Annotated in this window: 23 protein-coding genes; 18 read left to right on the top strand and 5 right to left on the bottom strand. The window is 65.0% G+C overall.

Features of this window, described 5'->3' with window-relative positions; all coding sequences use genetic code 11:
* Together ASG95_RS22340 and ASG95_RS07340 are read left to right on the top strand one after the other, a co-directional pair.
* The coding region (locus ASG95_RS22340) for a hypothetical protein (protein WP_369820362.1) at window positions 1–491 on the top strand (491 nt) is incomplete at its 5' end.
* 866 nt (window positions 492–1,357) lie between these two features.
* Entirely contained in the window at window positions 1,358–1,585 is a 228-nt protein-coding gene (locus tag ASG95_RS07340; protein ID WP_057377047.1) for a hypothetical protein, read from the top strand.
* A gap of 49 nt (window positions 1,586–1,634) precedes the next feature.
* On the opposite strand, the gene ASG95_RS07335 is transcribed toward ASG95_RS07340, so the two are convergent.
* The 4 genes from ASG95_RS07335 to ASG95_RS07325 all read right to left on the bottom strand — a co-directional run bounded on the left by ASG95_RS07335 (window position 1,635) and on the right by ASG95_RS07325 (window position 4,256).
* Entirely contained in the window at window positions 1,635–2,141 is a 507-nt protein-coding gene (locus ASG95_RS07335; RefSeq protein ID WP_057377046.1) for a hypothetical protein, read from the bottom strand.
* A 195-nt stretch (window positions 2,142–2,336) separates the two neighbouring features.
* Window positions 2,337–3,428 (bottom strand): hypothetical protein, encoded by a 1,092-nt coding sequence (locus ASG95_RS07330; RefSeq protein ID WP_057377045.1) that lies wholly within the window; start codon window positions 3,426–3,428, stop codon window positions 2,337–2,339.
* 93 nt (window positions 3,429–3,521) lie between these two features.
* Entirely contained in the window at window positions 3,522–3,683 is a 162-nt protein-coding gene (locus ASG95_RS21250; protein WP_157581807.1) for a hypothetical protein, read from the bottom strand.
* Between the two features lie 69 nt (window positions 3,684–3,752).
* On the bottom strand, window positions 3,753–4,256 hold the full coding sequence (locus ASG95_RS07325; RefSeq protein WP_200961887.1) for an ATP-binding protein: 504 nt from the start codon (window positions 4,254–4,256) through the stop codon (window positions 3,753–3,755).
* A 148-nt stretch (window positions 4,257–4,404) separates the two neighbouring features.
* On the opposite strand from ASG95_RS07325, the gene ASG95_RS07320 reads away from it, so the two are divergent.
* Together ASG95_RS07320 and ASG95_RS07315 are read left to right on the top strand one after the other, a co-directional pair.
* Entirely contained in the window at window positions 4,405–4,782 is a 378-nt protein-coding gene (locus tag ASG95_RS07320) for a hypothetical protein (protein WP_057377043.1), read from the top strand.
* 336 nt (window positions 4,783–5,118) lie between these two features.
* On the top strand, window positions 5,119–5,571 hold the full coding sequence (locus ASG95_RS07315) for a hypothetical protein (protein WP_057377042.1): 453 nt from the start codon (window positions 5,119–5,121) through the stop codon (window positions 5,569–5,571).
* A gap of 106 nt (window positions 5,572–5,677) precedes the next feature.
* Here ASG95_RS07315 and ASG95_RS07310 read toward each other — a convergent pair whose 3' ends face one another.
* Window positions 5,678–6,097: a hypothetical protein gene (locus ASG95_RS07310; RefSeq protein ID WP_157581803.1), complete on the bottom strand. Its 420-nt coding sequence runs from the start codon at window positions 6,095–6,097 to the stop codon at window positions 5,678–5,680.
* 171 nt (window positions 6,098–6,268) lie between these two features.
* Between ASG95_RS07310 and ASG95_RS21245 the strand changes: the two genes are divergently transcribed.
* The 14 genes from ASG95_RS21245 (at window position 6,269) to ASG95_RS07245 (ending at window position 22,692) form a co-directional block, all read left to right on the top strand.
* Complete coding sequence (locus ASG95_RS21245) at window positions 6,269–7,351, top strand: hypothetical protein (protein WP_157581801.1); 1,083 nt, start codon at window positions 6,269–6,271, stop codon at window positions 7,349–7,351.
* A 197-nt stretch (window positions 7,352–7,548) separates the two neighbouring features.
* Window positions 7,549–7,929 (top strand): hypothetical protein, encoded by a 381-nt coding sequence (locus tag ASG95_RS07300; RefSeq protein WP_157581799.1) that lies wholly within the window; start codon window positions 7,549–7,551, stop codon window positions 7,927–7,929.
* A 479-nt stretch (window positions 7,930–8,408) separates the two neighbouring features.
* Window positions 8,409–10,202, top strand: a complete 1,794-nt coding sequence (locus ASG95_RS20805; RefSeq protein ID WP_082592413.1) for an ATP-dependent endonuclease — start codon at window positions 8,409–8,411, stop codon at window positions 10,200–10,202.
* Between the two features lie 818 nt (window positions 10,203–11,020).
* Window positions 11,021–12,244: an urea ABC transporter substrate-binding protein gene (urtA, locus tag ASG95_RS07295; protein ID WP_057377038.1), complete on the top strand. Its 1,224-nt coding sequence runs from the start codon at window positions 11,021–11,023 to the stop codon at window positions 12,242–12,244.
* A gap of 123 nt (window positions 12,245–12,367) precedes the next feature.
* Window positions 12,368–13,252, top strand: a complete 885-nt coding sequence (urtB, locus tag ASG95_RS21240; protein ID WP_057377037.1) for an urea ABC transporter permease subunit UrtB — start codon at window positions 12,368–12,370, stop codon at window positions 13,250–13,252.
* Complete coding sequence (urtC, locus tag ASG95_RS07285) at window positions 13,249–14,340, top strand: urea ABC transporter permease subunit UrtC (protein WP_057377036.1); 1,092 nt, start codon at window positions 13,249–13,251, stop codon at window positions 14,338–14,340. The genes urtB and urtC overlap by 4 nt, the downstream gene beginning before the upstream one ends.
* Complete coding sequence (gene urtD, locus ASG95_RS07280) at window positions 14,337–15,110, top strand: urea ABC transporter ATP-binding protein UrtD (protein ID WP_057377035.1); 774 nt, start codon at window positions 14,337–14,339, stop codon at window positions 15,108–15,110. Before urtC ends, urtD begins: the two co-directional genes overlap by 4 nt.
* Window positions 15,110–15,790 carry an ATP-binding cassette domain-containing protein gene (locus ASG95_RS07275; protein WP_057377034.1) on the top strand — a complete coding sequence of 227 codons (681 nt, stop codon included), beginning with the start codon at window positions 15,110–15,112 and terminating at the stop codon, window positions 15,788–15,790. Before urtD ends, ASG95_RS07275 begins: the two co-directional genes overlap by 1 nt.
* Window positions 15,791–16,656: 866 nt before the next feature.
* A complete protein-coding gene (locus ASG95_RS20800; RefSeq protein WP_235543560.1) occupies window positions 16,657–17,991 on the top strand; it encodes a type IV secretory system conjugative DNA transfer family protein in 1,335 nt (444 codons plus the stop codon).
* A gap of 363 nt (window positions 17,992–18,354) precedes the next feature.
* Window positions 18,355–18,750, top strand: coding sequence for a hypothetical protein (locus ASG95_RS07265; protein ID WP_057377032.1), 396 nt, complete (start codon window positions 18,355–18,357; stop codon window positions 18,748–18,750).
* Window positions 18,751–18,838: 88 nt separating this feature from the next.
* Entirely contained in the window at window positions 18,839–19,480 is a 642-nt protein-coding gene (locus ASG95_RS21235) for a hypothetical protein (protein WP_157581797.1), read from the top strand.
* Window positions 19,477–20,931 carry a CHC2 zinc finger domain-containing protein gene (locus tag ASG95_RS07255; RefSeq protein ID WP_057377030.1) on the top strand — a complete coding sequence of 485 codons (1,455 nt, stop codon included), beginning with the start codon at window positions 19,477–19,479 and terminating at the stop codon, window positions 20,929–20,931. Before ASG95_RS21235 ends, ASG95_RS07255 begins: the two co-directional genes overlap by 4 nt.
* A 40-nt stretch (window positions 20,932–20,971) precedes the next feature.
* A complete protein-coding gene (locus ASG95_RS07250) occupies window positions 20,972–21,295 on the top strand; it encodes a hypothetical protein (protein ID WP_057377029.1) in 324 nt (107 codons plus the stop codon).
* Window positions 21,292–22,692, top strand: coding sequence for a hypothetical protein (locus ASG95_RS07245; RefSeq protein ID WP_057377028.1), 1,401 nt, complete (start codon window positions 21,292–21,294; stop codon window positions 22,690–22,692). The genes ASG95_RS07250 and ASG95_RS07245 overlap by 4 nt, the downstream gene beginning before the upstream one ends.
* The last annotated feature ends 378 nt before the right edge of the window (window positions 22,693–23,070 follow it).

The raw sequence follows: 23,070 nt of genomic DNA, 5'->3' as shown, positions 1-23,070 counted from the left end.
CACCCCGGCGGGGCTTGAGGGCATGTTCGAGGAACAGAGCGCGTACTTCGCGAACCTCCGAGGTGCGCCCGACCCCGACAAGATCGCCGAGATCGGTGCTCGCTACGGCGTCAGCGCATTGGGACCACCGCTGCAGCCCTCCTAGCTCAGCATGCCAACCCGATGCCTGCCCAGCAACGCCCGCAGGCGGCGAAGAGACGCACTCCCGCATCGCGGCAGATGAGTGTGGTCAGTCGAGGGGACATACTCGTCCGGTGAGACACAGGGGCAGGGAAAGGCACGAGGGACGGAGTCGGCCCGTTCGTGTTGATGGTTCGAGCCCTCGCCTGGGTGCGAAGGAATGGCTCCTGGTCATCGGGACTCTGGTCTTTGCGCTCCCGTTCTTCTTTAAGTACTTGCTCTCGGGGGAGATGCTCAAGGCGCTTCTGGCGCTCTCGCTCTTCGTCGTCGCCTGCCTCGTGTTGGGGTGGGCGCGAGAACGTGACGAATGATGGGCGGCGAACAAGCGCCACCAACGGCAGGGTCGCTCTTTGGCATTACCGACCGCCGCGCGGCATGTCAGGGCGTTTGCCGTGGACCTCGTCTAAGAGTCGCGGCTAGGACTCCGCCGACCATGAGCACGATTGCGCCGAGGATGAGGATCGGATACCCCGGGCCGGGGAGCGGGATAAGTACAACACCCAAGACAGCGATGGCAGCACCGGCGATGATCAGCAATCTGCTCACGCCTATGACCCTATGTCCGCCGGCGCAGCCTCTGGCATCCGAAACGCGGCGTGAGCGGACGTCGGACGCGTACATGGCGCCACTGATTAAGTCGTCAGGCGTGCCGCTCTACCGTTTAGCAGTCTCTCCCGGCGACACTGCGTGGCGGCGGCGAGGCATCGAGAGCCACCACTCGGCGACGGCGCGGGCCCACATGAGATTGATGGCGGCGATGCCAACGAATGCGACCACGACCGTAGCTGCGCTGTAGAAGTTGCCCGTTGTCGTGTCGCCTCCTGTTGCAGTGGATGTCCAAGTGGCTAGCCAGCCAATTGGATAGGTGAGCAACCAGGAGAACGGGAGCGTGAGGATCGCACTGACCGCGTAGGGGACCACAGACCCACCCGAGACTTGATTCAGGACTGCGGCGATGCCGACGGAGGCAAGATAGGTCGCCTCCCATCTATGCCCTCGCCTCGCTTTCGCCCTCACGCGGCAAGGGTGGCATAAGGAGCGCCGCTAAGTAGACACAACTCAGAAGGATCAGTGCAAGGCCCCGAATCGCGGCATAAGTGTGCGTGTTCGCCCAAGGCGCGGTAACTGTCTCCGCAGCTTTGCACCTGCACTCCATCGCTGATGCGAGGATCGATCCATGACGAATGGTCAGGAGCCCAAGGGGTGGTCGCTCTGGGACGAGCCGGTCTTCCGTCTCCTGATGTTTGGGGGCTTCACCGTGTTCACACTGGACGACGCGCTGCATCGTCACGGGCTTTGGCGCATCGCGTATGGGATCGGCTGCGCGTTCTTCCTCGTCGGCGTCCTCATCGAAGTCCGCCACCTTGTCCGTAGGCGGCGGACCGGTCGCAGTCCGATCGAGTAGTGGTTCATTCATCGGCCGGAGCGACCGGATCGCGGCATGAGCGGACGTCCTAGTGGCGTGTCCAAAGCCCTCGAACGTGTTCTGACTGCTGCACCTGGTCAAGGTGAGTGACGTCGAGTTGGTGGTCCACGTCCAACGGCGCGGATTGGTTCGCGTGCAGAGTCTCGAACTCAACGTCGGTCAGGTACACCTTGCGTGTTCGAGCTCGTCGCCGCGCCTCCACCAGCGACACCGTGAGCCGGACAATGAGTACGTCTGGAATAAGCCGCCGATACTCCGCCAGTGATTGGGCGTCCAGAACGTCCGCCAGAATGACGTTGAACCCGGCACCGAGGAAGTTGCTGGTCAGCGCGGCGGCGTTCGTGACCCCCAGCAACTGCTGGGCTTGCCCCTCAGCACCCTCCCACGGCGCAGCATCGCCATTCTTGATCAACTGGCGAACGTCGTCGACGTCGAGGCAGGCGGTGCGCGGAGTCGTTTCAGCCAAGAGTGTGGCCGTGACGGTCTTACCGACGGCGGGACCACCCGTGAGCAAGAGTGGGGGCAGCGGAGTCATGCCACGAATGTACGAGCAGTTCCTGAACAGCCTGCGACCACGGAATCGTCGCAGCGGCAGCGCTCATCTCGGCACTTTCGAGCACACTGTCGGCGGCATGAGCGGACGTTCGGCGAGCCAAACTTCTGCCATGCGGCACCTATCGCCGGGCGCGTCTGGCGTCCACCTCCTTGAGCCAGTCAGAGCGTTTGAGAGTCAAAGGATCAAGAGCGGCTGCGCGGCCGCCAGAACGGCGGAGTCGGGACCGCGTCCGGTCACCCATGGTTCTCTGTCACGTGCCACGACCAGGACGCGTTGATTCCCGAGTTCCTCTGTCGTGAAGTCCGCACCGTGGAAGCCCTTGTCCAGGTGTCGCGGGTTCAGCACTAGAGCAACGTTTGGCCCGATGAGGAAGTCCTCGGAAAAGATTGAGTCGCGATAGAGCTGTTCGGCCTCGGTGGGCTGCCGCCCGAGGCGGCGCATGCTCACCTGATCCGACGGACGACCAACCCGGTCCATTCGGACATAGGCGGAGTCGAGCAGCGGGCCTACGATGCGCAGCGCTTCTATGACACGCTCCAGGAGGTCCAGGACCGGCTGCGTCTCGTCGTACGCCTGCACAGTGGCTTGAGCGTCGAAACTGAACTTCACCTGGGACAGGCGCCGAGGAACGAGGGTGTACTGCGTCAGGCTCAGCTGCTCGTCGAAACTCTTAAGCAGCTCCCTTGCGCCGGTTCCGGGTTTGCACGGGTAGCGGCCCAGGCCCCTTGACACGAACGTGCGACCACTCGGCCATCGCCCCCACGTTTCCAACCGCTCCGCCACGAGGTCAAGGACTGCCGGTTCGAGGCGCCGGAACAGTCCACCATTAGGTGCGACATGCGAGGGGGCCGAAAAGAAGAGGAACGCGGTCGGGGCATACCGCGTCACATCACGCCATGACTCCAAGATTGTCCAGGGCACACCACTCTCTCGAGGCTGGGTGGTGACGCGCACCGGCACGCCCTTGATCGCAGTGGCGAAGTCCGACAACCAGGCCAAGACCTCCTCCTCGCCCATCAACCCGTTGTTGATCTCCGCCGCGAGGTAGCTCCGAACCACATCGGGGGCCGTGCAGACCGTGGAATCGTCAGGCACCCGCTCCTCGGCCGACTTGTTCGCACTGGCAATCGCCGCTGCGGCCGCGGCCCTGAGCTCGTCCAATGTGGTGGTCCTTCGGCGAGCCACGATCTTGAGAGGTAACGAGTAGTACTCATCCTCACGCAATCGCTCCAAAAGGGCCCGAGTGTCGATGACGACGTCGCTCACTCCAGGGACGCTACAACTAGGCGACGCATGACGCCGGCAGGTCCGAAGTTCTTACACGCACGGATCGCGGCATGAGCGGGCGCTGCGGGCCGCCTAGTTGGGGCGCTGGGATCGGACGTCGCCGGTCCCTGGCTTGCCATCGACGGCGGGGTCACTCGTAGGTCGCAGCCTTTGCTCGATGACCTTCAGCACCACGCTGATCAGGGCGTACAGAAGAAGCGCGGCCACGAGCGCGTACAGCACCTGACTCCACATGCGCCGAGTGTCTCAGGAGGAACAGGCCCCGGGTCCCTGAATCGCGCACTTTGCGGCATGAGCGGACGCTTATGTCAGTGCCAACCAAGTGTCGTATCGGGCGAATTCAGCATCGTCAGGCGCCTCAAATAGCCCAACCCATTCACTCAGATCAGCGCGCTGGACGGGCGGCACCTCGATGGCCCTTTGTTGAATGCGTCGCCAAATTTCCTCGGCATCAACGTCAAGGTAAATCAGTTCGGTGGTGGCCCCGAGCGCTTTTGCCTGGCGCCGGAGCACATCCCGTTCCGATCGCGCCCACGTTCCCCACTCGATGATGACCGTGGTGCCGATGGACAGGAGTTCCTGCGCCCAGCCCCATTGGAGTGCCTCCACGCGCTCACGCATGGCGGCATCCCAGAGGTTGGTGCCGAGCGCGTGCAGCCACTCGTCCGGGCTCAGCCGGACGCCACGCCGCTCAGGGGCCAGCGCCCTTGCAAGGGTGGTCTTCCCGCTTGCAGGCAGTCCACACACGATGACGAGTTGCCCAGCAGTGTGCCCTTGGTTACCGGGCTCGGCACTTTCAGTCGTCACGCCCTCCATTGTTGCGTGCCGGGCATGTTGCACGAGTTCATCGGCAAGTACGCACACGTCCTCAATTCGGCAGTTCCGATCGCGCTGTCCGCGGCATGAGAGTCCGTTTCCACCCGAGCGCCCTGAGACCCTCGATATCGTCACGACTATGCGTCGTGGACTGTTGAAGGACCTCGCGAACACGCCCACTCAGATCGCATGTGGGTGGAGGCTTTACGGCGACCTCCCGCGACTTCGTCAACTGTCGGGTTCGGTCGTCACCGTGGACCTGCTGAGCGGGACGGCGACCGTCGAGGACCGAGAACTCTCGCCGTCGCTTGAGATTGCGGAGGAAACGAGCCGCTGGTTGAGGGACCGGTTCCAGCGCGACGGCGTACCGGCCCAGACCGTGACCGCTGCGCGAATGACACTCGCTCCTCGCGCCGACAATCGCGGGACGCTCACCGTCGAATGTGCCACCGTGCTGGAGACGGATTCGCGGACCTACGACAGTCGCGACGCAACTCGTTGGGCACGAGGCGACTAGTACGCTCATCGGCACGACCGGACTGCGGCATGAGCGGATGTTTTCAGTTAGTGCGCTTGGACGCTTGCCGGCGGCGCCTCGACCACGACCGGTAGAACTGACCCACGAGCACACCGAGGGCAGCGCCTCCCAAGGGCCAGACAACGCGCCAGTCCAACTCGAACCAATCCACGAGCCGACACTACCTCCGCACCGCGGGGATAGAGCGGGTGCAGCTCTTGCACGAGGCACATCGCGGCATGTGCGGGCGGATCAAAGTACGGTCGTGGCGTGCCACTCCTCCTGTCCGGATCGGACATCGTTCACCTCGACAAGAACACGTTCATGTGGGTCTAGATGACGCACTTCGTCATCGACGTCGACCAGGACGATGCCGACGTTCTTGCGTCCCTAATCAGCAGCCCTGGGTATGCGCACGATTACGCATCGCCGTTCCAGTCGGAGAGCGCTCCGTTCGGAAAGCCGGTTCATGGCCGCTGGGTGCTGAGCGAGATCGATGTTGGCCGGTTCGAGCCCTCGACAGCCGGACGTACCGAAGCGGACCTTCACAGGTGGGCCAACGAGCAGGACTGGACAGATCCTGAATATCGGCAGCCGCCTGAAGTCATGCACCAGCTTGGAGCCGTCTACTCGCTACTCAGGGTGGGCAACATCTACAAGCTTCGTAACCCCGGGCCCGAGGCCGAACACGACTACGGCGATGTCACGGGCGGCTTGGGCTTCCACGAGTTCGTAGTCATCGATCGCGCCAACGCGGATCTGCACGTGATCGTCGCGTCTAACGACTGACGCCCGCTGCGATGTGCTCTCACATCGGCAGATGAGTGCATATCCGACCGCCCCGCCCGCGGCGGTAAGACGCACGCTCCGGACGGCGGCAGATGAGGCCACGCCGCTACGGGTATGGGATGTGCGAGGTCCTACGTCCTAGTACCCATTCTCCATGCCCGGTCTGGATTTTGAGGCGTGGACGCGGGCCGCCGAGGAGGTGCCGTCTCCACTCAATGTGACCACCTCCCGCCAAGTACTCCCGGGCAACGGTCGCCAGTTCGCGGATGGTGTCTTCGAGCTCTGCCTCGTCGTAATCGGAATCAAAGATCGTCGCGCTAACACCGAGGTCGTTGGCCCTGATGTCGAACCACTCCGGCGTGGCTTGGATCGTCACGTTGCGACCTGGGACGTCCCGGCTGACCAGATCAGCACGCGCAGAATCAGGCCACTTGTGGTCGACGTCGCACGTGGCAGCTGCCGCGTCACCGACCACCTCCCGGAGCACCTGAGTCAGCACAGCGACTTTCCCGGCTACGGAGTCCATGGGTGCAGTGTTTCAGCCACAGGCGGTGGCCGCCGAGGAACCGTCGGCTCATCGGCATGAGTGCGCGCATTTCCCCTGCCCGGCTCGCGGCGGAAAGACGGCGTCCGGGACGCCCAGCGTCGGACCCTTCTGGCAGGCTCGCGACATGCTTAGCGAACCCATGGTGACTCAATGAAACTGCAGCGCCTGGAGGCTCGGGTGCTCGAGGTAGTGGATCGTGCTCTGTCAGGGCGCAAGGTTGAGGATGACCGAATCGAGCTAAAGGCGGAATGGCCTGACGCGCACAGGGCGGCACGCCAAATTGCTGGGCACGCCAACGCCAGTGGCACCGAGCCGGTTCTGTGGATCATCGGGATTGATGAGAACAGGGCTCGGGTGTGTTCGGTTGATACGGAGGAAGCGTCCTCGTGGTGGCACGGCGTGCGTCGATGGTTCGACGGTGACGCCCCCGAACTGACCGTACTTAATGTGACGGTCCGTCCCGGCACTGCGGTTGTTGCCCTGGAGTTCCAAACTGATCGCGCACCCTATGTCGTAGGAACGAAGTCAGGTGGCCAGGTTCAGCGAGAAGTACCGTGGCGAGAAGGCAATGCCACTCGCTCAGCGCACCGCCATGAGCTACTTCGCTCCGTCGTTGCCCAGGCTTCCGTGCCGACGCTTGAACTCATCAGAGGGCAACTGACGCTGACAAAGTTTGATCCAGGCTCGGAGCGCCATCATGACCCCCACCCATACTCTTCGCTCCCGCTCGAGCAGGGTGACTGCAGCCTTAGCATTGCGCTCTCGCTCTTCCTCTCATCGAGAGGGGTGGCGGATCTCCCTGAGCATCGCCAAACGATAGTTGTCGCGTCCTCGTTGCTGGACCCAATTCCGCTGGACCACATAGCGGTTTCAGGGCCATTTCGTCACGGCCGATACACACAAACGGGCGGCCGTGAGCGCATCGCCGCGGGCGCAATCGACGTGCTGGGTAACAGTTCCCTGGCTGTTCAAGGTTCTGGCGCCCTCGATTTGCGAGCCGGCGCTCGCCTCACGGAACAGGAAGGTGAGCACCTGAGGCGCGCCCGTCGCGTCACCGTGCTGCTTCAATTTCCGATAGATCTCTCGGATCGAATTGCGCGCCTCGAATCGCCCCTGCATTTCGTTGCGGGGTCAGGCGAGAAGCCAGGCGACCAGAACCGGTACTCCTCTTGGCGCCGACTCGCCGCCTTCCAGCCCGCCGGATCCTCGGAGGACGTCAGCCACTACTACTAGCGCCGACCACCCAACACCTTCGCCGCCTCGCGGCGATGTGACGCACTCATCGCGGCTTCGAAGGGGGCCCCTGGCCAGGGCCCCCTCTCGGCATGTAGCCACAGATACGACAGAGACGATGCTCGTCGATACACGAAATGTTCCGCGGTCCGACAAGCACGAGCGCATCCCTTCGCTCCTTGGTGCAGCATGTCCTCATGGCAGACGACCTCGTACTCGACATTCGCCCAGGAACCGCCTTCGAGCAAAGCGACCTCGAGATCGGGGTTCCACGAAGCTATGTCGACGAGATGGTCGAGACCCTCAGAGAAGCTGGCCTGGCTGCGGAGGAACCGATCTCACATTCATCGGGCGACTCCGCCGGTGTGAGGATCACAGTAGCCTTCCTCAAGGCCGGAGGACTCGCTGCTGTCGCAACGGCGCTAGCCGCAATCCTTGCTAGGCACGACAGCAAGCGCCTCCTGCTGGATGGCGAGAGAGTGGATGCCACGGGTTACACCGCGAAAGAGTTGGAGCGGATCCTTCGTGCGCGCTATCCCGATGGTCGGCAGCAGGCCGATCCGACGAGTCGCGAGTAAGACCGCCAGGCCCAGCGGCACGAGGATGAACTGAGCCTGATCGCGGCGGGAGGACACGACTCATGGCACCGACATTCCTGTGCAGGCAGCAGCCATTTGGCGCCGACAGGATCCGCCGCAGTACGCGACGGATGCACACATCTCCCGCACCCCTCACCCTTGCTCGTCCACCCCAGCACGTTCCCAAGCTCCTTCTGAAACCTGAGGATCGAGGTCTTGGCCAGGTGGGCGGGCATAGAAGCGCAACGTCCGTCTCGCCAACCCACTCTTGGCGAGCCCGTGCCGCGAAGGCCAAATTACGGTTGATTGCGGAAGGCGGGAGCCGCGGCCTTCAGGCATGTCAAGATGTCTCAGATGGAACGGTTTCGGCTGGTGAATGCGGCCGGAATCGTGCATCGTTCCGGCCCGGCTGGCTAGACCGGGCAGGCCGAATTGCTGGCCGGCGCCTGACCGGGCCGCTATCTCGAAGGAAGTGACCGTTGACGCAAAGTCTGGCCCTCAAGTCTCTCAGACTGGTCAATTACAAAGGATTTGAGAATCACTCAATCAGCCTTCGACGGACCAACGTGCTCGTGGGAGCCAACAACGCTGGGAAATCGACCGCCTTGGGTGCTATGCGCCTGCTGGCCTCGATGCTCCCGCAGGCCCGACGGATAAATCCGAACGGCTCCGGCGAGGTCGAAGGCAGAGCCACTCGTGGATGGCCCATTACGGCTGCCGCGATCGAAGCATCTGCCTTCTCAGACGAGAACATTAGACACGACTTTCGGTTGGACGAGACACGCATCGAGGCGGTCACGAGCACGGGTGTCCGGATTCTCGTGTCTTGGGCAAGCATGCTCGATTACGACGAAGAAGACGGTCAGGCAGTTGGCACGTTTTTTGTCTTCCCCCCAGACGGCGGAAAACTCATTCAGCCGCGAGCTGCCGCGCGAGACCTAGTGCCGAACATCGCCGTTGTTCCCACGTTAACCCCATTAGACGATCGTGAGGCTTACGTCAGCGACGAGACGTGGCGACGGCATAGAACTAGCAAGCGCTCGAGCCGCTACTTCCGTAATGCCCTCTATAGGCTCGATCCGCAGCAGTGGATCGAGTTCACGTCGTATGTTTACGAAAGAACACCCGAGTTGACGAACCTCACACTTCGTCGCGCCATGGGCACTGTAGAGGACGACTTCGACCTCTTTTTCGAAGAGGAGGGCACGCGACGGGAGCGGGAAATTGCGTGGGCTGGGGATGGTGTCCAAATTTGGCTTCAAGCGCTATATCACCTCTGGCAGCAGCGGGGCGCCCCAGTTGTGATTCTCGACGAGCCAGACGTGTTTCTCCATCCAGATCTACAACGACGTCTCGCACGAACGATCTTTGCGGGCAATCAACAAACGATTCTTGCTACGCATAGCGTGGAAATGCTCGCGGAGGCAGAGCCTGGAAGTGCGGTCTGGATTGACAGATCTCGCCGCACCGCGGAGAGGCCTAAAGGCGATGGATCGCTTGCCCTAATGGGTCGCCGGCTGGGGAGCGGCTATGAACTCGGTGTCGGTAGGGCTCTCCGAAGTAGGGTGGCGCTCTTCGTAGAAGGCGACGACGCGCCGGTGCTCGCTCAACTTGCGCGCCGGGCTGGGCGAACGTCTGTCGCATCGTCGGACGGCTACGCCACTATCCCATTGGGTGGCTTTAGCCGCAATTCTGTTGCTGGGGCCTTCGCCGAGACCATGGGCGCCTTGGGAAGTCAGGTTAGGACGTACGTCATCCTTGACGGTGACCTCCGCTGTGATCACGTGCGTCGGGCGGAGATAACCGCCCTCGAGAACGCTGGCGCACGCGTGCACCTGTGGCGCCGCCGAGAACTTGAAAACTATCTGCTAGTTCCAAGTGCCATAGCGAAGGTTTCGGGCGTTTCAATCCAGGATGCTCGCGAGCTACTAGGGCAGACCCTCGAACAGCTAGGGGACGAGGCTCTGCTTGCACTCCAAACCACGAGAATCGAAGAGAAGGGCGCTAGGGGCAACCCTGCGGCCGCCTTGGCGCCCAAGAGTGTGCTGAGCGCTGCGGGACAAGAGTTCGAGCAGCAATGGGCGACGACGGAGGGGCGTCTCTCGCTGGTGGACGCCAAACTGGCCATACGTTCGATGAACACAGCACTGCAGCAACGGCAAGCTCGCACGATCAACGTCCACTCGCTCGCGAAGTCAATGCCAGCCGCAGACGTGCCCGCGGAGGTACTTTCAGTCATTGATGCTCTCGAGGAACTCATCTCAGGACGCTAGCCCCCATCAGCCATCGCATCCGCCGCCGCGGTCAGCCACGCAGGTGCGCGCGCATGCAGACGCGGCGAAAAGAGGCGGGTCAGGGAAGGGTTGGGAGCCGGCACCCGCAGCTCAGCGCAAGAGCAGATTGAGCCCGACGCTCAGCACAACCGAGAGGAGCACTGACACAAGGATCATGATGAGGCAGCCTGCAGCGCCCCCGAGGGGTTGGACGTCGACTCTTCCTATACGCATGGGGCTTCCCTACCCCGGACTGCCTACATCGACACAGTGCGCGGGAGTTCGGGAACCGCGGTGCGGTGCACCGTCACGGCAGCTGCCGTCCTCGCATCGGCAGCGTGCCCTCCGCACAATCTTGGGCGGCGGAAAGACTGTGAGGACCGCCAAGGCAGCCTGAAGGTGATGAGTACCGGCCCAACTACATGGCCCTCCTCGAGGAACCAGTGATCAGGCTGGTCCATCAGGACCTTGGGCTGACTCAGCCTGAACGCCCTCGTTTGCCCCGCCGCTGGCTATACAAGGCCGCAGGGCACAGCGGTGAACCGGTTGCATGACCGGGCCGTCGCCTGCTCCGTCGAGTGCACTCCCTCATTCTTCTGCGAGCGACCCGACGGCCGTGAACCGCTGCGGCATGCACGAATCGGGGCAGAGCGGTATGCCCGGTCAGCTCCGGTGATGGCGTAACGCGAAGTTAACTGGACCCGACCTCACCTAGAAACACGTCCTCCCTAGGTTTGCCGCGACCGAACGGCACAGCGTGGTGTCGCCCTTGCACGGCAGACCGAGAGGTATCCCCAGTGCTAGACACGCGCACACGTATGACCGCGGCCGCTGCCGCGGTCCTGGCCGCGGCCGCAACCCTCAGCGCCTGCGGCGGCTCAAAGACCGGTGACAAGACAGCTTCGGCCGCGTCCTGCGTCAAGACGGAGGGTGGCTCCATCAAGCTCGGGTTCCTCAACTCCACCAGCGGCGCGATGTCCATCAGCGAGCAGACCGTCCGTGACTCCCTGAAGCTCGCGGCGAGCGAGATCAACGCTGCCGGCGGAATCCTTGACAAGCAGGTCGAGTTCGTCGAAGAGGATGGTGCCTCGGACCCTGCGATCTTCGCCGAGAAGATCGGCAAGCTCCTGACCAGCGACTGCGTGGCCGCGGTCTTCGGTGGCTGGACCTCCGCCTCGCGCAAGGCGATGCTGCCGGTCGTCGAGGCCAACAACGGCCTGCTGTTCTACCCGGTGCAGTACGAGGGCCTCGAGGCGTCGAAGAACATCTACTACACCGGCGCCACGACGAACCAGCAGATCATCCCCGCGATGGACTTCCTCAAGTCCAAGGGCACCAAGACGTTGTTCCTCGCCGGCTCGGACTACGTGTTCCCCCGGACTGCGAACAAGATCATCAAGCAGTATGCCGCCGAGCTGGGGATCAAGATCGTCGGCGAGGAGTACGTCCCGCTGGACAAGGACGACTGGTCGACCCAGGTCGCCAAGATCGTCAAGGCCAAGCCGGACTTCGTGTTCAACACCATCAACGGCTCGTCCAACGTCGGGTTCATCAAGGCCTACTACGAGCAGGGCCTCAGCGCCAAGACGACGCCGATCATCTCTGTGTCCATCGCCGAGGAGGAGGCGCCCGCGATGGGCAAGAACGTGACCGGTCAGTTCGCCGCATGGAACTACTTCCAGTCAGTGAAGTCGCCGACCAACGCCACCTTCATCAAGGCCTTTCAGGCGAAATACCCGGATCGGCCGACCTCCGACCCCATGGAGGCGGCCTACACCTCGCTCTACCTGTACAAGAACATCGTGGAGAAGGCGGGCTCCTTCGACGTCGACAAGGTGAACGCGGCCGCCGACGGCGTGTCCTTCGACGCCCCCGAGGGCAAGGTCACCATCAACGGCAAGAACCATCACATCGCCAAGACTGCTCTCATCGGCCAGATCAACGCACACAACCAGTTCGACATCGTCTGGTCCTCAAAGAAGGCGATCGAGCCGGACCCGTTCCTGGAGGGGTACTCGTGGTGGAACGCCGACGCCAAATGACGCGATAGCGCTCCGCCCGACGACGCGGCGTCCAACGCCCGCGGTGTCCCGCGCCCCGGCCCGTGCCCTGGCCATGGCACGGGACACCGCACCGGGTGACCCCACCGACCTAGGAGCTTCTTCATGGAGTCCTTCACCACACCGCTACTCACGGGAACGTCGACCGGCGCCATCCTGCTGGTCGCCGCGCTCGGCCTCGCACTCACCTTCGGCCAGATGGGCGTGATCAACATGGCCCACGGGGAGTTCCTCATGGCCGGCGCCTACTCGACCTACCTCACCCAGCAGGTCGTCGCCAACAGGACCCTGTCCCTCTTGTTGGCGATCCCTGTCGCCTTCGCTGTCGCCGGCCTGCTGGGCCTGGCGCTGGAAGCGGGCGTGATCCGCTGGATGTACCACCGGCCGTTGGACACCCTGCTGGTGACCGTCGGCGTCAGCATGGTCCTGCAGCAGGCCGCCAAGGACCTGTTCGGCGCTCAGGGCGAGTCGGTGTTCACGCCGGGATGGCTCGACGGCCACTTCACCGTCTTCGGGTACAACTGGCCCTACGTCCGAATGTTCACGATCGTCATCGCGCTCGCCGGCCTCGCGGCCATGGGGGCACTGCTGAAGTACACGTCCTTCGGCCGCCAGATCCGAGCCACCGTGCAGAACCGCGACCTGGCCGAGACTGTCGGGGTGGCGACACGAGGCGTGGATCGGATCACCTTCTTCGTCGGCTCGGGACTGGCCGGTCTCGGCGGTGTCGCGGTCGCGCTCAGCGGCGGCACCAACCCGGGCCTTGGCTCGACCTACATCATTCCGGCGTTCCTGGTGGTCGTGGCCGGTGGCCTCGGGCAACTGCGGGGCACAGTCATCGCCGCGTTCGTAGTCGGCATCGTGATCGCCTACCTGACCCGCTGGCTCAACGCCAGCATGGCGCAGGTAATCATCTTCGCGCTGGTGGTCATCTTCCTGCAGCTCCGCCCGCAGGGGCTGTTCACGGTCCGGACTCGGGGGCTCGCGTGACCGCCCGACGACTGCAGCCCTACCTTCCCCTGGTCGGGATCGCCGTGCTTGCCATCCTGCTGCTCGTGGTCGCGCCGGCAGTCCTCAGCTCGTTCCGGCTCGGCAACCTCGGCAAATACTGCGCATGGGCGATCGCGGCTGTCGGCATCGGCCTGGCCTGGGGCCGCGGGGGAATGCTGGTGATGGGACAGGGTGTCTTCTTCGGCCTCGGCGGCTACGCGATGGCGATGCACCTCAAGCTGGAGGCGGCGATGGCCACCGGAGGTCCGGATGCCGTGCCCGACTTCATGGTGCTGTACGGCGACGGCTCGATGCCCGGGTGGTGGGAGCCGTTCCGCAGCTCCGCTTTCACCCTGGCCGCGATCGTGGTCGTCCCCACGGCTGTCGCGGCGGTCCTCGGGTTCGCGATCTTCAAGCGAAAGGTGAAGGGCGCCTACTTCGCGATCTTGAGCCAAGGTCTGGCGGTCGCCTTCGCCACCCTGCTAATCGCCACCATCAAACAGACCGGCGGCTTCAACGGCCTGAACCAGTTCACCTCGTTCTTCGGCTACAACCTCTACGACCCAGTGAACAAGAGGCTCGTGTACACGATCGTGGCCGCTCTGCTGATCACCTGCCTGGTCGTCGTCTGGCAGCTCAACCGCAGCCGGTTCGGCGAGCTTCTGGTCGCGACTCGAGACGCTGAGGAGAGGGTGCGGTTCCTCGGCTACGACCCGGCCAACATCAAACTCGTCGCATTCGTCCTCGCCGCGCTGATGGCCAGCGTCGGTGGGGCCATGTTCGCGCCGATTGCCGGGATCATCTCCCCTTCCGACGTCGACGCGACGGCCTCGATCTGGCTGATCGCAGGCGTCGCCCTGGGTGGCAGAGCATCGCTCTTCGGGCCGGCGCTGGGGGCGCTGGCGGTCGGGTACGGCCAGTCGACGCTCTCGGAGTCGTTCCCCAACCAGTGGAGCTACGTCCAGGGCGCGCTGTTCGTCGTGGTCATCCTGCTCATCCCGGCCGGGCTGTCCTCAGTGTTGCCTGAGGCTGGATGGCTCAAACGGACCAAGTCACCCGTCCGCGCGAAGGAGGCGCAGCCCGCATGAGTGCACCGGACGTGCTCGGCCGGGACTACCTGGAGGTCCGCAACCTGACCGTGGAGTTCGACGGTTTCAAGGCCGTCGACGGGGTCGACTTGACCCTGCTCCAGGGTCGGCTCCATTTCCTGATCGGCCCCAACGGCGCGGGCAAGACCACGGTGGTCGACGCGTTGACCGGCCTCGTGCCAGCGACCGGCATGGCGCGATACCGCGACCACGACCTCCTCACCTCGAAGTCGCACCAGATCGTCCGGGCTGGGATCGGACGGACCTTCCAGACCGCGACCGTGTTCGAACGGCTCAGCGTCCTGCAGAACCTGGACATCGCCGGTGGCATCCACCGCAAGGCCTGGAGGATGCCCTTCGCCCGTCGCGCTACACCTGACTACGTGGAGCACGCCTTGGAGACGATCGGCCTCGCCGATCAGCGCGACCGGCCAGCTGGCGTCCTGGCCCACGGTCAGAAGCAGTGGCTCGAGATCGGGATGCTCCTGGTCCAGGACGCGAAGGTGATGTTCCTCGACGAGACCGTGGCCGGGATGAGCCACGAGGAACGGGACGCTACCGGGGAGCTGCTACGACGGATCGGCTCGGAGCGGACGACCGTGGTCATCGAGCACGACATGGATTTCGTGCGGAACTTCGCCGACGTCGTCACGGTCATGCACGCCGGGAAGGTCCTTGCCGAGGGCACGCTCGCCGAGATCCAGTCCGACGAAAGGGTGCAGGACGTCTATCTCGGACGGGCCGCTACCGCCATGGAGGGGATCGCCTGATGCTCGAGCTGCGCAATGTCACTGCGGGGTACTCCCGGGCCCCCGTGCTCCATGACGTCTCGATCACCGTGCCCACCGGACGTGCTGTGGCGATGACCGGACACAACGGCGCCGGCAAGACCACCCTCCTGCGCGCTGCGGTGGGGTTGCTGCCACCCCAGCGTGGCCAGATCCTCCTCGACGGCGAGGACGTCACCAGGCTGCCCCCGAACAAGCGCGTCCGCCGCGGGATCGGCTACGTCCCCCAGGGACAGCTCTGCTTCGGACAGATGACGACGCTGGAGAACCTCCAGCTCGTCGACACCTCCCAGTCCGCCATCGATGCGGTGCTCGACATGTTCCCCGCCCTGCGGGACCTGCTGACTCGCCCCGCAGGGCTGCTGTCGGGCGGCCAGCGCCAGCAGCTCTCCATCGCGCGGACCCTGCTCACCAAACCGCGGATGCTGATCCTTGACGAGCCGACCGAGGGCATCCAGCCCAACGTGGTCACCGAGATCGAGCGTGTCATCTCCGAGCTGACGCAGCGCGGCGACATGTCGGTGCTACTCGTCGAGCAGCATGTGGGCTTCGCGCTCCGGACCACCGATCGGTACTACGTCCTCGAGTCCGGACGCGTTGCGGCCAGTGGCGACGGCGGCGACGGGGCGATCGACACGGTCCGTGACGCGATGGCCGTCTGAGGCGCCGGGACCCATCTGGGCCCAGGAGACACCGAGAAGGCCGCGAGGTAACCGGATTATCGGGCTCGGGAGTCATCTGCTGACCGCAAATCAGGTGAAGCACAAGGTCGCGGCGAGACTCACTGACGTCCGGGAGAAGGCCACAGCGGTGATGTGCCGATACCTCCAGCCGGGGTGTCCCGTTCGGTAGCACGGCGACCGCGCCCTTGACGGGAGAACCGCTCCGGGTCAGACACGCGCACGCTGGCTCTCCAACGGGCGGAAAGCCGCTACGGGCGCAATACCTGAGCTGGACGAGTCCAGCGCAAGCTGCAGAGGGTTGGCGTCCGTCAAGGTGCGCCTGGGCGCCCTTAGTGGGCGGTATGCCCTAGTGGCTAGGCGAGCGCTGCCGGCACGTTGCAGTCCCACCCTCAAAGCCCGCATGGTGCCCCCATGGCCGCGTCTTCCTACCAAGGGAGATCGGGAGGCAGAGCGAGCAAATGAGCGCAGGACGGCCTAGAGACACACAGGCGCGCCGCGCGCGACCTGGGAGCCGCGTTGCGGGCATGCGCCGATCGTTGGGGACAGCATCCGCAGCCGTGGTTCTCGGCCTAGCGAGTCCGGTTGAGGAAGCCCACGCCTGGACCGAGAGTCTCTCAAACTCCGAATGGGCCAGAACACTCGTCCACCTCCCACGGATAGACCGGCTGGCCCTCATCGTCGTTCTTGCCACTGCCGCAATGTGCACTGCTTCGTTGGCAGTGCGGCGAAGCACGCTCACCCCTCGGAGGCCAGGGATGGCAGCCCGTCGACACGTTCAAGCCAACGCCGGCCGACGTCGCCTCCATGCCAGAGCAGCGGCCCTCCGGCCGTCGATGACTAGAACCGTGACGTCCCAGGACCTGGGCTATCACCTCGGCGAGTCAGGTGGTGTGTCCTGCTACTGCTCGGTCGAAGACTCAGTCGTGGTCCTGGGTCCGCCGCGTGCAGGCAAGGGATTGCATCTGGCCATTCCCATGATCCTCGACTCCCCTGGCGCCGTCCTCACGACGAGTACACGGCCAGACAACCTGACGGCGACAATGCGACGACGAGCCCTCCGCGGACCGGTCGCCGTGTTCGACCCGCAGGGGCTCGCACGCGGCATACCGTCCGCCACCCGCTGGTCGCCCATCCGCGGGTGCGAACACCCACACACAGCGATGGTTCGCGCGAAGGCACTCACGAGCGGAACTGCCGCTGGCACCACCGATTCCAACTTCTGGCAGGCCTCGGCCGAGCAGGCTGTGCGCTGCCTGCTCCATGCCGCGGCTTTAGGCGGCTACACCTGCTCGGAGTTGTACCGGTGGTCTCTGTCTGCGGTGCATGCCCGCGAAGCCGTTCAGGTACTCAACGTCACCCCCAACGCCGCCCCTGGATGGCATCAGGGGCTCGATGCGATCATCAGCGCGGACCCGCGTCAGCGTGATTCGGTCTGGGCCATGGTGACGATCGTCTTCTCGGCGCTGGCTGACCCGCGAGTCTTGGATGCCGTATCCCCCTCCCCCGATGAGGTCTTCGAACCTGCTGACTTCCTGCGCAGCGACGGGACCGTGTACCTGCTGGGCACCTCGACGGGCAGCGCGGCCACCGCGGGTCTGGTTGGGGCGTTCGTTGAAGACGTCGTCGAAGCAGCCCGCCGCATCGCCGCCCGCTCCCCTGCCGCCCGACTCGACCCGCCCTTGACGCTGGTCCTGGACGAGGCGGCCAACTATCCGTTGCCGTCCTTGCCCGCCCTGATGTCCGATGGAGGCGGCACCGGGATCTCCACCGTCGTAGTGCTGCAGTCCCTTGCACAGGCACGCGCCGTCTGGGGTGAGCACGCCGCCTCCGCGATCTGGGACGCCGCCATCGTCAAACTGATCCTTGGCGGCGGCTCGAACACGCGTGACCTCGAGGACCTCTCGAGACTCCTGGGTCAACGCGAGGAGAAGCAGACCTCGACCAGCCGTGGCGCCGATGGACGACGCACCTACTCCACCACGACCACACGCGTGCCGATCCTCGAACCCGCCCAGCTGCGCACTCTGCCGTTCGGCAACGCGATCATGCTGCTTCGCGCGGCCCAGCCCATCGACCTTGCCATGAACCCGTGGACGAGCCGCGCGGATGCCAAACAGCTCGTCGCGGACCGCCGGCTACTGGAGGGGGCGGTCCAGCGTGCAAACGCGTCGGACCGCTAGGCGACACCGTGTCGACTCCATCGCTCGCCGGGCAGCCTACGACGCGTACCTCGCCTCTGGCGGATGGCGGGCCCGACGACGAGCTTGGTATGCCGCCTGGCTGACGTCACACGGGACACCGCCCCAATGCCGGGTCTGCGACCGGGTCTGGTGCCCGCGCAGAGGGCACCTGCACCACCTCACCTACATCCGTATCGGGCGCGAGGACGATGAGGATCTCGTGCCATTGTGCGCCCGCGACCACCGACAACTGCACCGGGTCCTCGAGCGCAGCAGTGGGTGGCGGCACCTGAGCCGACGACAGGCGAGCTTGGGGATCATCGAGCTACTGCGCCGCCGCGACGTCATCCGTCGAAACGCCTCATGACCGGCCAACCAGCGCTGGCCTTCGGCGACGACGAGTACGCGACGACCTTTGGTCAGCTGACCGGACCGGTGCACCTGCCGTCGCTGTCACGCGGCGAGTGTGAGCAGGTCAAGGCGGAGCTACGCGAGTGGGTGGCCGATTTGGTGCGCCGCTTCTGCGTCGACGCCCGCGCGATCCCTCCCTGCTGGGAGAAGCACAGCGGCATGATCGAGGCGCTGTTGGCCCTGAGGGACCACGAGCGGGCCTGTTTCGCGCAGTCGGCGGCACCGACCGCGGCCGTCGACTGGCTGCGCGCGCTGCAAGAGGTGACGCACTTCCTCAGAGAGCTCAACGCGATGACCCAGTGCACCATCCATGAACACCGGGACCCGCCACAGCGACCCGCACCCTAGGCGCCTTGATGCTTGCCACCCGCATAGTGCCCCCCTGATGCCGTTGTCCAAACGGAGCGCGGGAAGGCCCCGCGCGAGGAAGGCCGCTATGAGCGCCACCTCCGACGGAACAATGCAGAACCGCGTCGCCGAGCAGTTGATCGCCCTGTCCCGCAATGCACATCAGCACGTCGACCTCGACGACCCCGCGGACTACTGGTACCGCCTCGGCCAACGCAACGCCTACGCCCACGCAGTCGGGCTCACCCTCAGCAACGGTGTGGACGACGTCGCCTTCACCGTCGCCGACCGCATCACCGGCGCGCTCAGTGACGGTGTCCACGAGCTCAGCGCATTGACGATGGCCGCCTCCGGCCGCGCGCCCGGCGACCCCGCTCCGACGTCGCTCACCTGGACCGGTCCGCAGGCGTTCAAGGCCGCCTACGGACACCTGCCCGGCATCGACCGCGACTACGGCATGCGGTGGGGCGACCGGCACGAACAGCGGATCTCACTGCGCCGAACCGCCGACGCCAACGAGGGCCTGCTGTACGCGTTCGACCCCACCTGGGACGAGTACGCCGTCATCAGCACCCACGCACCAGCCGATGCCGTGGAGACGACCTTCACCAAGGCCCTCCAAGTCGATGTGCACATGACCGTCCCGCAGTTCGCAGAGCTCTTCACAAGCCAGCTCCTCGAGCGAAGCAGCTCCATGCAACGCCACCCAGCCCGCGGAGTCGAACTGTGACCACAACCTCCGGATCCGTCGACGTCGCCGAGGTCCGGCGCCGTCACCCGATCGAAGACGTGATCACCGCATCAGGGGTCGAGCTGCACCGCTCGGGGCACGGCTTCATGGGCTGCTGCCCGTTCCACGACGACTCCACAGCCTCCCTCTCCGTGGGCGGCAAGATCCCGGACCGGTTCCACTGCTTCGGGTGCGGCGCGTCCGGCGACGTCATCGATTACGTCCAGCGCCGCGCAGGTGTGGGGTTCCGCGACGCTGTCGCCCGTCTCGAGAACACCCACCGTGCGACCAGGGCGACGCGCCCCGCAGCCGGACAACGGCCATCGCAACCAATGCCCACTCCGTGGAGGCTCACCAGCGTCGATCGTGCCCACGAAATCCATGTGTTGGCGTGGGAACACCTCACGTCGAAGGTCCGGCACGCGTTCGCAGTCAGCTACCTGCACAACCACCGCGGCATCGACGTTCGCGAGCTGGAGTCGGATCTCGCCCAGCCGGTCATCGGTCACAGCGGGCGTAGCTGGTCCTGGCTGACCGACCGCCTCCTGCGCGACGGGGTCTCGATCGACGAGCTGCAAGCCGTCGACCTCGCGCATCGCAGCCGATCCGGTTTGCCCCGCGACACCTTCCACGGCCGCCTCATGGTTCCGGTCCGATCGGAGTCAGGCCACATCGAGGGCTTCATCGGACGCAAGGTCGATGACACAGAGCGGGGGCCGAAATACCGCAACCCAACCCGCACTGCGACCTTCGACAAGTCCCAGGTGCTCTACACACCCCGCGTCGAGCCCCCGGGTGCGCAGGCCACGACGGTGGTCGTCGAGGGACCGCTCGACGCCCTAGCGGTGGCCGCCGCCGCCGCCCGGGCGAAGCGTCTCGATGAGTTCTGGCCATGCTCCACCAACGGGGTGACGGTGTCATCGACACAGGCAGAGCGCGTGACCGCGTCGGGGGCGGCACGCATCGTCGTTGCCATGGACGGGGACGAGGCGGGCGCCGAAGGCACCCAGCGGTGGGTGGACTCGGTATGCCGCGGTATGGGTCAGCCTGCCATGGTCACCCGGCTGCCGGACGGGCTTGACCCCGCCGAATGGCTTGCGGCGCATGGCTGCTCGGGACTGTCGGCCTTCGACGCGCAGCGCCAATCGGAGCCGAACGTGGTGGCACCCAGGCAACCAGGGCACGAGCTGGTGCGAGCCATCGCAGCGCGGGGCCGTGAGCCCCTTCAAGAGACCGTCGACACCGTCGTACCGCTGAGCCTGCTCACCACCTCACCCCGAGAGGCGGCCGAGCTCTTGGCGCAGGTCGAAGCCGAGCTGACCCTGCTCGGCTTCGACCCGGCGGCGACCGCGATCCCCGTACTGCGCCGCCGTGCCATTGAAGGCCAATCGCCCGAGCGCAGCATGCTCCTGACCGCCCTCGCGATCGACCACCCCGGCCCCAGCCTCTGACACGCAGACCCGAGCACCCTGCATACCTAAGCGAGGAGCCATGACCAACGCGTCCGAACTGCTCGACCGTGCCGCAGGCCACCTGCACGCAGCCGCCCACCAGGTCGAGAAGCTAGGGGACCTGCGCGACTCGCTTTCGTTGCGCGCGTTCGCCGGCCAGATCCGGCTGAACGCCGCCGGGCTCAGCGGCGACCCGCAGCCGACCGACAACCAGCAGGTCGACTGGTCCATCCCAGAGCAGCTCCAGGCTGCTCTCGACACCCTCGATGAGATCCCCCCACTTGAGGGCCCGCCAGATCTTCCGATGTGGGCATGGCACGTCGCCGACCTCGTCCGGAGCGCCAAGGACATCGAAGCGCGATGAGCACGACCAGCGCAGCTGATCTGCTGGCCCACGCCGACCTACTCACCCGGCAAATGCGTGACAGCGACGTCCCCATCTCGGGCGGCCAGTGGGCCACTTTCGACGTGACCGTGCACCGGCTCATGTTTGAGCTCGTGGGTCCTGGCGCGCTGCATGAACCTGGCATGCCGCGGACGGCGCTCGCGCCCACGCTCGAGGTGTTTCGCTCCTACCCCGAACCTCTGCGGCATCCCGTCAACACCCGGCTCAGCCTGAGACAGGCCGCCGCGCTCACGTCCAAACCTGAGGACTCCTTGCGACGCAGGGTTCAGCACGGCAACCTGCATGTGGTCCGTGACGCGGGCATCAACCTGGTCAACACCCGTGACCTGGACACGGACCCCGACGTAACACCCGCGGACCTTGGCGACCCGCACCCGCTGGCCCGAATCGCTTGCGCGCTCGGCGCGGCGGCAGATCTGGCCGTGGCCGAGCGACAGGTCGCACAGGGCCGCTTCATGGACGACGCACAGGTGGCCGGTACCTACGTCCACATCCTTTCCCTTGCCTACTCGGCAGCCCGCCATGCCTTGGCGCACGGCGCAGTCCTGGACGCCGACCGACCCTTGGCCGTCGCGCAATTTGCCGAACAGTCAATAGACCTCTTGCGCGAGGCTGCGGAACGCCCGATGGCGTTGGTGCGGCTCACCGCCACCTCAGCTGAGCCCGCACCCGCGACACTCAACGAGCGCCTTGAAGCCGCCGTCGACCACTGGACGAAGGCCACTGAGCCGGAGCTCCTGCGGCAAGTTCCGAGTGCAGACACCTTGCGGATGGTCGCCAACCAGGGGGCGCACCTGTACGCGGTCATCCACGAAGTGGTAACCGCCACACCCCACAACGTTTTCGGCGACGTGTCACGCGACGAGACCAGCGCCTCCCTGGCCAGCGCGGCACGCGCCTTCAGAGCCGCCGACAAGCCCTGGGAGACCCTCACCACCGCAAGCCGCAGCAGCGCCGCGTTCGTCGCCGCAAGTCGCAAACTCTTCAACGCCCTCAACGAAGTCGACTCGCAGGCACCGGAGCCCGCGCCTTACTGGGACGGGCTCCACGGCCTGCGCGACCTCAGCCGAGGTGCCGAGACGTTGAGACAGGTCATGGAGCTCAGCCAGACTCTTCCGGACCGTCTGCTCCGATCTGGACTCATCTATGCCCCTGCACGGACCCTGCCAAACTCCCTCCCCCGGCTGCGCTCTCAACGGCAGGGAAGATTCGTGCCTGTTACGCGGGAGGAGATGCCGGACCTCCAAGCTCTGTGGGACGACGCCTATCGGCAGGCGCAGGACGTCGAGCATTCATTGCTACGGCTCGACGTGCATCCTGTTCCCACGCCAGTCCAGAGATCGCTCGAACTCTGAACCAGCCACTCGGCTTTCCGCTGGGCACAGTGGCCGTACCCGAAATCAACAGTCACGGGTAAAGAGGCGGGCCTCAGTCGGCTCGCTCGCCGGAGCTCGCAATCGAGGCCGGGGGTCCGACAAACCGTCCGACTTTGGTCGAGAAACGCGGCGAACTGACGAGCACCTTAAGGCCCCCAAGACCAGCATCTGCGCAGGTCAGAGGGTATTCACGGGTTTGAATGGGCAACGTCGCGAATCGCCATCGGATAATCAGCGGGTTCGGGGTTCGAGTCCCTGATGGCGCACCATCCACGTGTACGAGTTCGCCCGACGCTTGACGTTTGGGCTTCGGTTGATGCCTGACAAGCTGTCCGCATCAGATGGACCCGGCGGTCG

The sequence above is a fragment of the Phycicoccus sp. Soil803 genome (genome assembly GCF_001429685.1).
GTDB lineage: Bacteria > Actinomycetota > Actinomycetes > Actinomycetales > Dermatophilaceae > Pedococcus.
Note: the sequence above shows the minus strand (reverse complement) of the source record. Positions and strands in the feature narration are given on the sequence as shown.

What these genes read in the sequence shown, in the direction of transcription:
- ASG95_RS07340 (WP_057377047.1), top strand. Translation starts at nt 1,358, where the DNA reads ATGACGAATGGTCAGGAGCCCAAGGGGTGGTCGCTCTGGGACGAGCCG.
- ASG95_RS07335 (WP_057377046.1), bottom strand. Translation starts at nt 2,141, where the DNA reads ATGACTCCGCTGCCCCCACTCTTGCTCACGGGTGGTCCCGCCGTCGGT.
- ASG95_RS21250 (WP_157581807.1), bottom strand. Translation starts at nt 3,683, where the DNA reads ATGTGGAGTCAGGTGCTGTACGCGCTCGTGGCCGCGCTTCTTCTGTAC.
- ASG95_RS07320 (WP_057377043.1), top strand. Translation starts at nt 4,405, where the DNA reads ATGCGTCGTGGACTGTTGAAGGACCTCGCGAACACGCCCACTCAGATC.
- ASG95_RS07315 (WP_057377042.1), top strand. Translation starts at nt 5,119, where the DNA reads ATGACGCACTTCGTCATCGACGTCGACCAGGACGATGCCGACGTTCTT.
- ASG95_RS07310 (WP_157581803.1), bottom strand. Translation starts at nt 6,097, where the DNA reads ATGGACTCCGTAGCCGGGAAAGTCGCTGTGCTGACTCAGGTGCTCCGG.
- ASG95_RS21245 (WP_157581801.1), top strand. Translation starts at nt 6,269, where the DNA reads ATGAAACTGCAGCGCCTGGAGGCTCGGGTGCTCGAGGTAGTGGATCGT.
- ASG95_RS07300 (WP_157581799.1), top strand. Translation starts at nt 7,549, where the DNA reads ATGGCAGACGACCTCGTACTCGACATTCGCCCAGGAACCGCCTTCGAG.
- urtA (WP_057377038.1), top strand. Translation starts at nt 11,021, where the DNA reads ATGACCGCGGCCGCTGCCGCGGTCCTGGCCGCGGCCGCAACCCTCAGC.
- urtB (WP_057377037.1), top strand. Translation starts at nt 12,368, where the DNA reads ATGGAGTCCTTCACCACACCGCTACTCACGGGAACGTCGACCGGCGCC.
- urtD (WP_057377035.1), top strand. Translation starts at nt 14,337, where the DNA reads ATGAGTGCACCGGACGTGCTCGGCCGGGACTACCTGGAGGTCCGCAAC.
- ASG95_RS07275 (WP_057377034.1), top strand. Translation starts at nt 15,110, where the DNA reads ATGCTCGAGCTGCGCAATGTCACTGCGGGGTACTCCCGGGCCCCCGTG.
- ASG95_RS07265 (WP_057377032.1), top strand. Translation starts at nt 18,355, where the DNA reads ATGACCGGCCAACCAGCGCTGGCCTTCGGCGACGACGAGTACGCGACG.
- ASG95_RS21235 (WP_157581797.1), top strand. Translation starts at nt 18,839, where the DNA reads ATGAGCGCCACCTCCGACGGAACAATGCAGAACCGCGTCGCCGAGCAG.
- ASG95_RS07250 (WP_057377029.1), top strand. Translation starts at nt 20,972, where the DNA reads ATGACCAACGCGTCCGAACTGCTCGACCGTGCCGCAGGCCACCTGCAC.
- ASG95_RS07245 (WP_057377028.1), top strand. Translation starts at nt 21,292, where the DNA reads ATGAGCACGACCAGCGCAGCTGATCTGCTGGCCCACGCCGACCTACTC.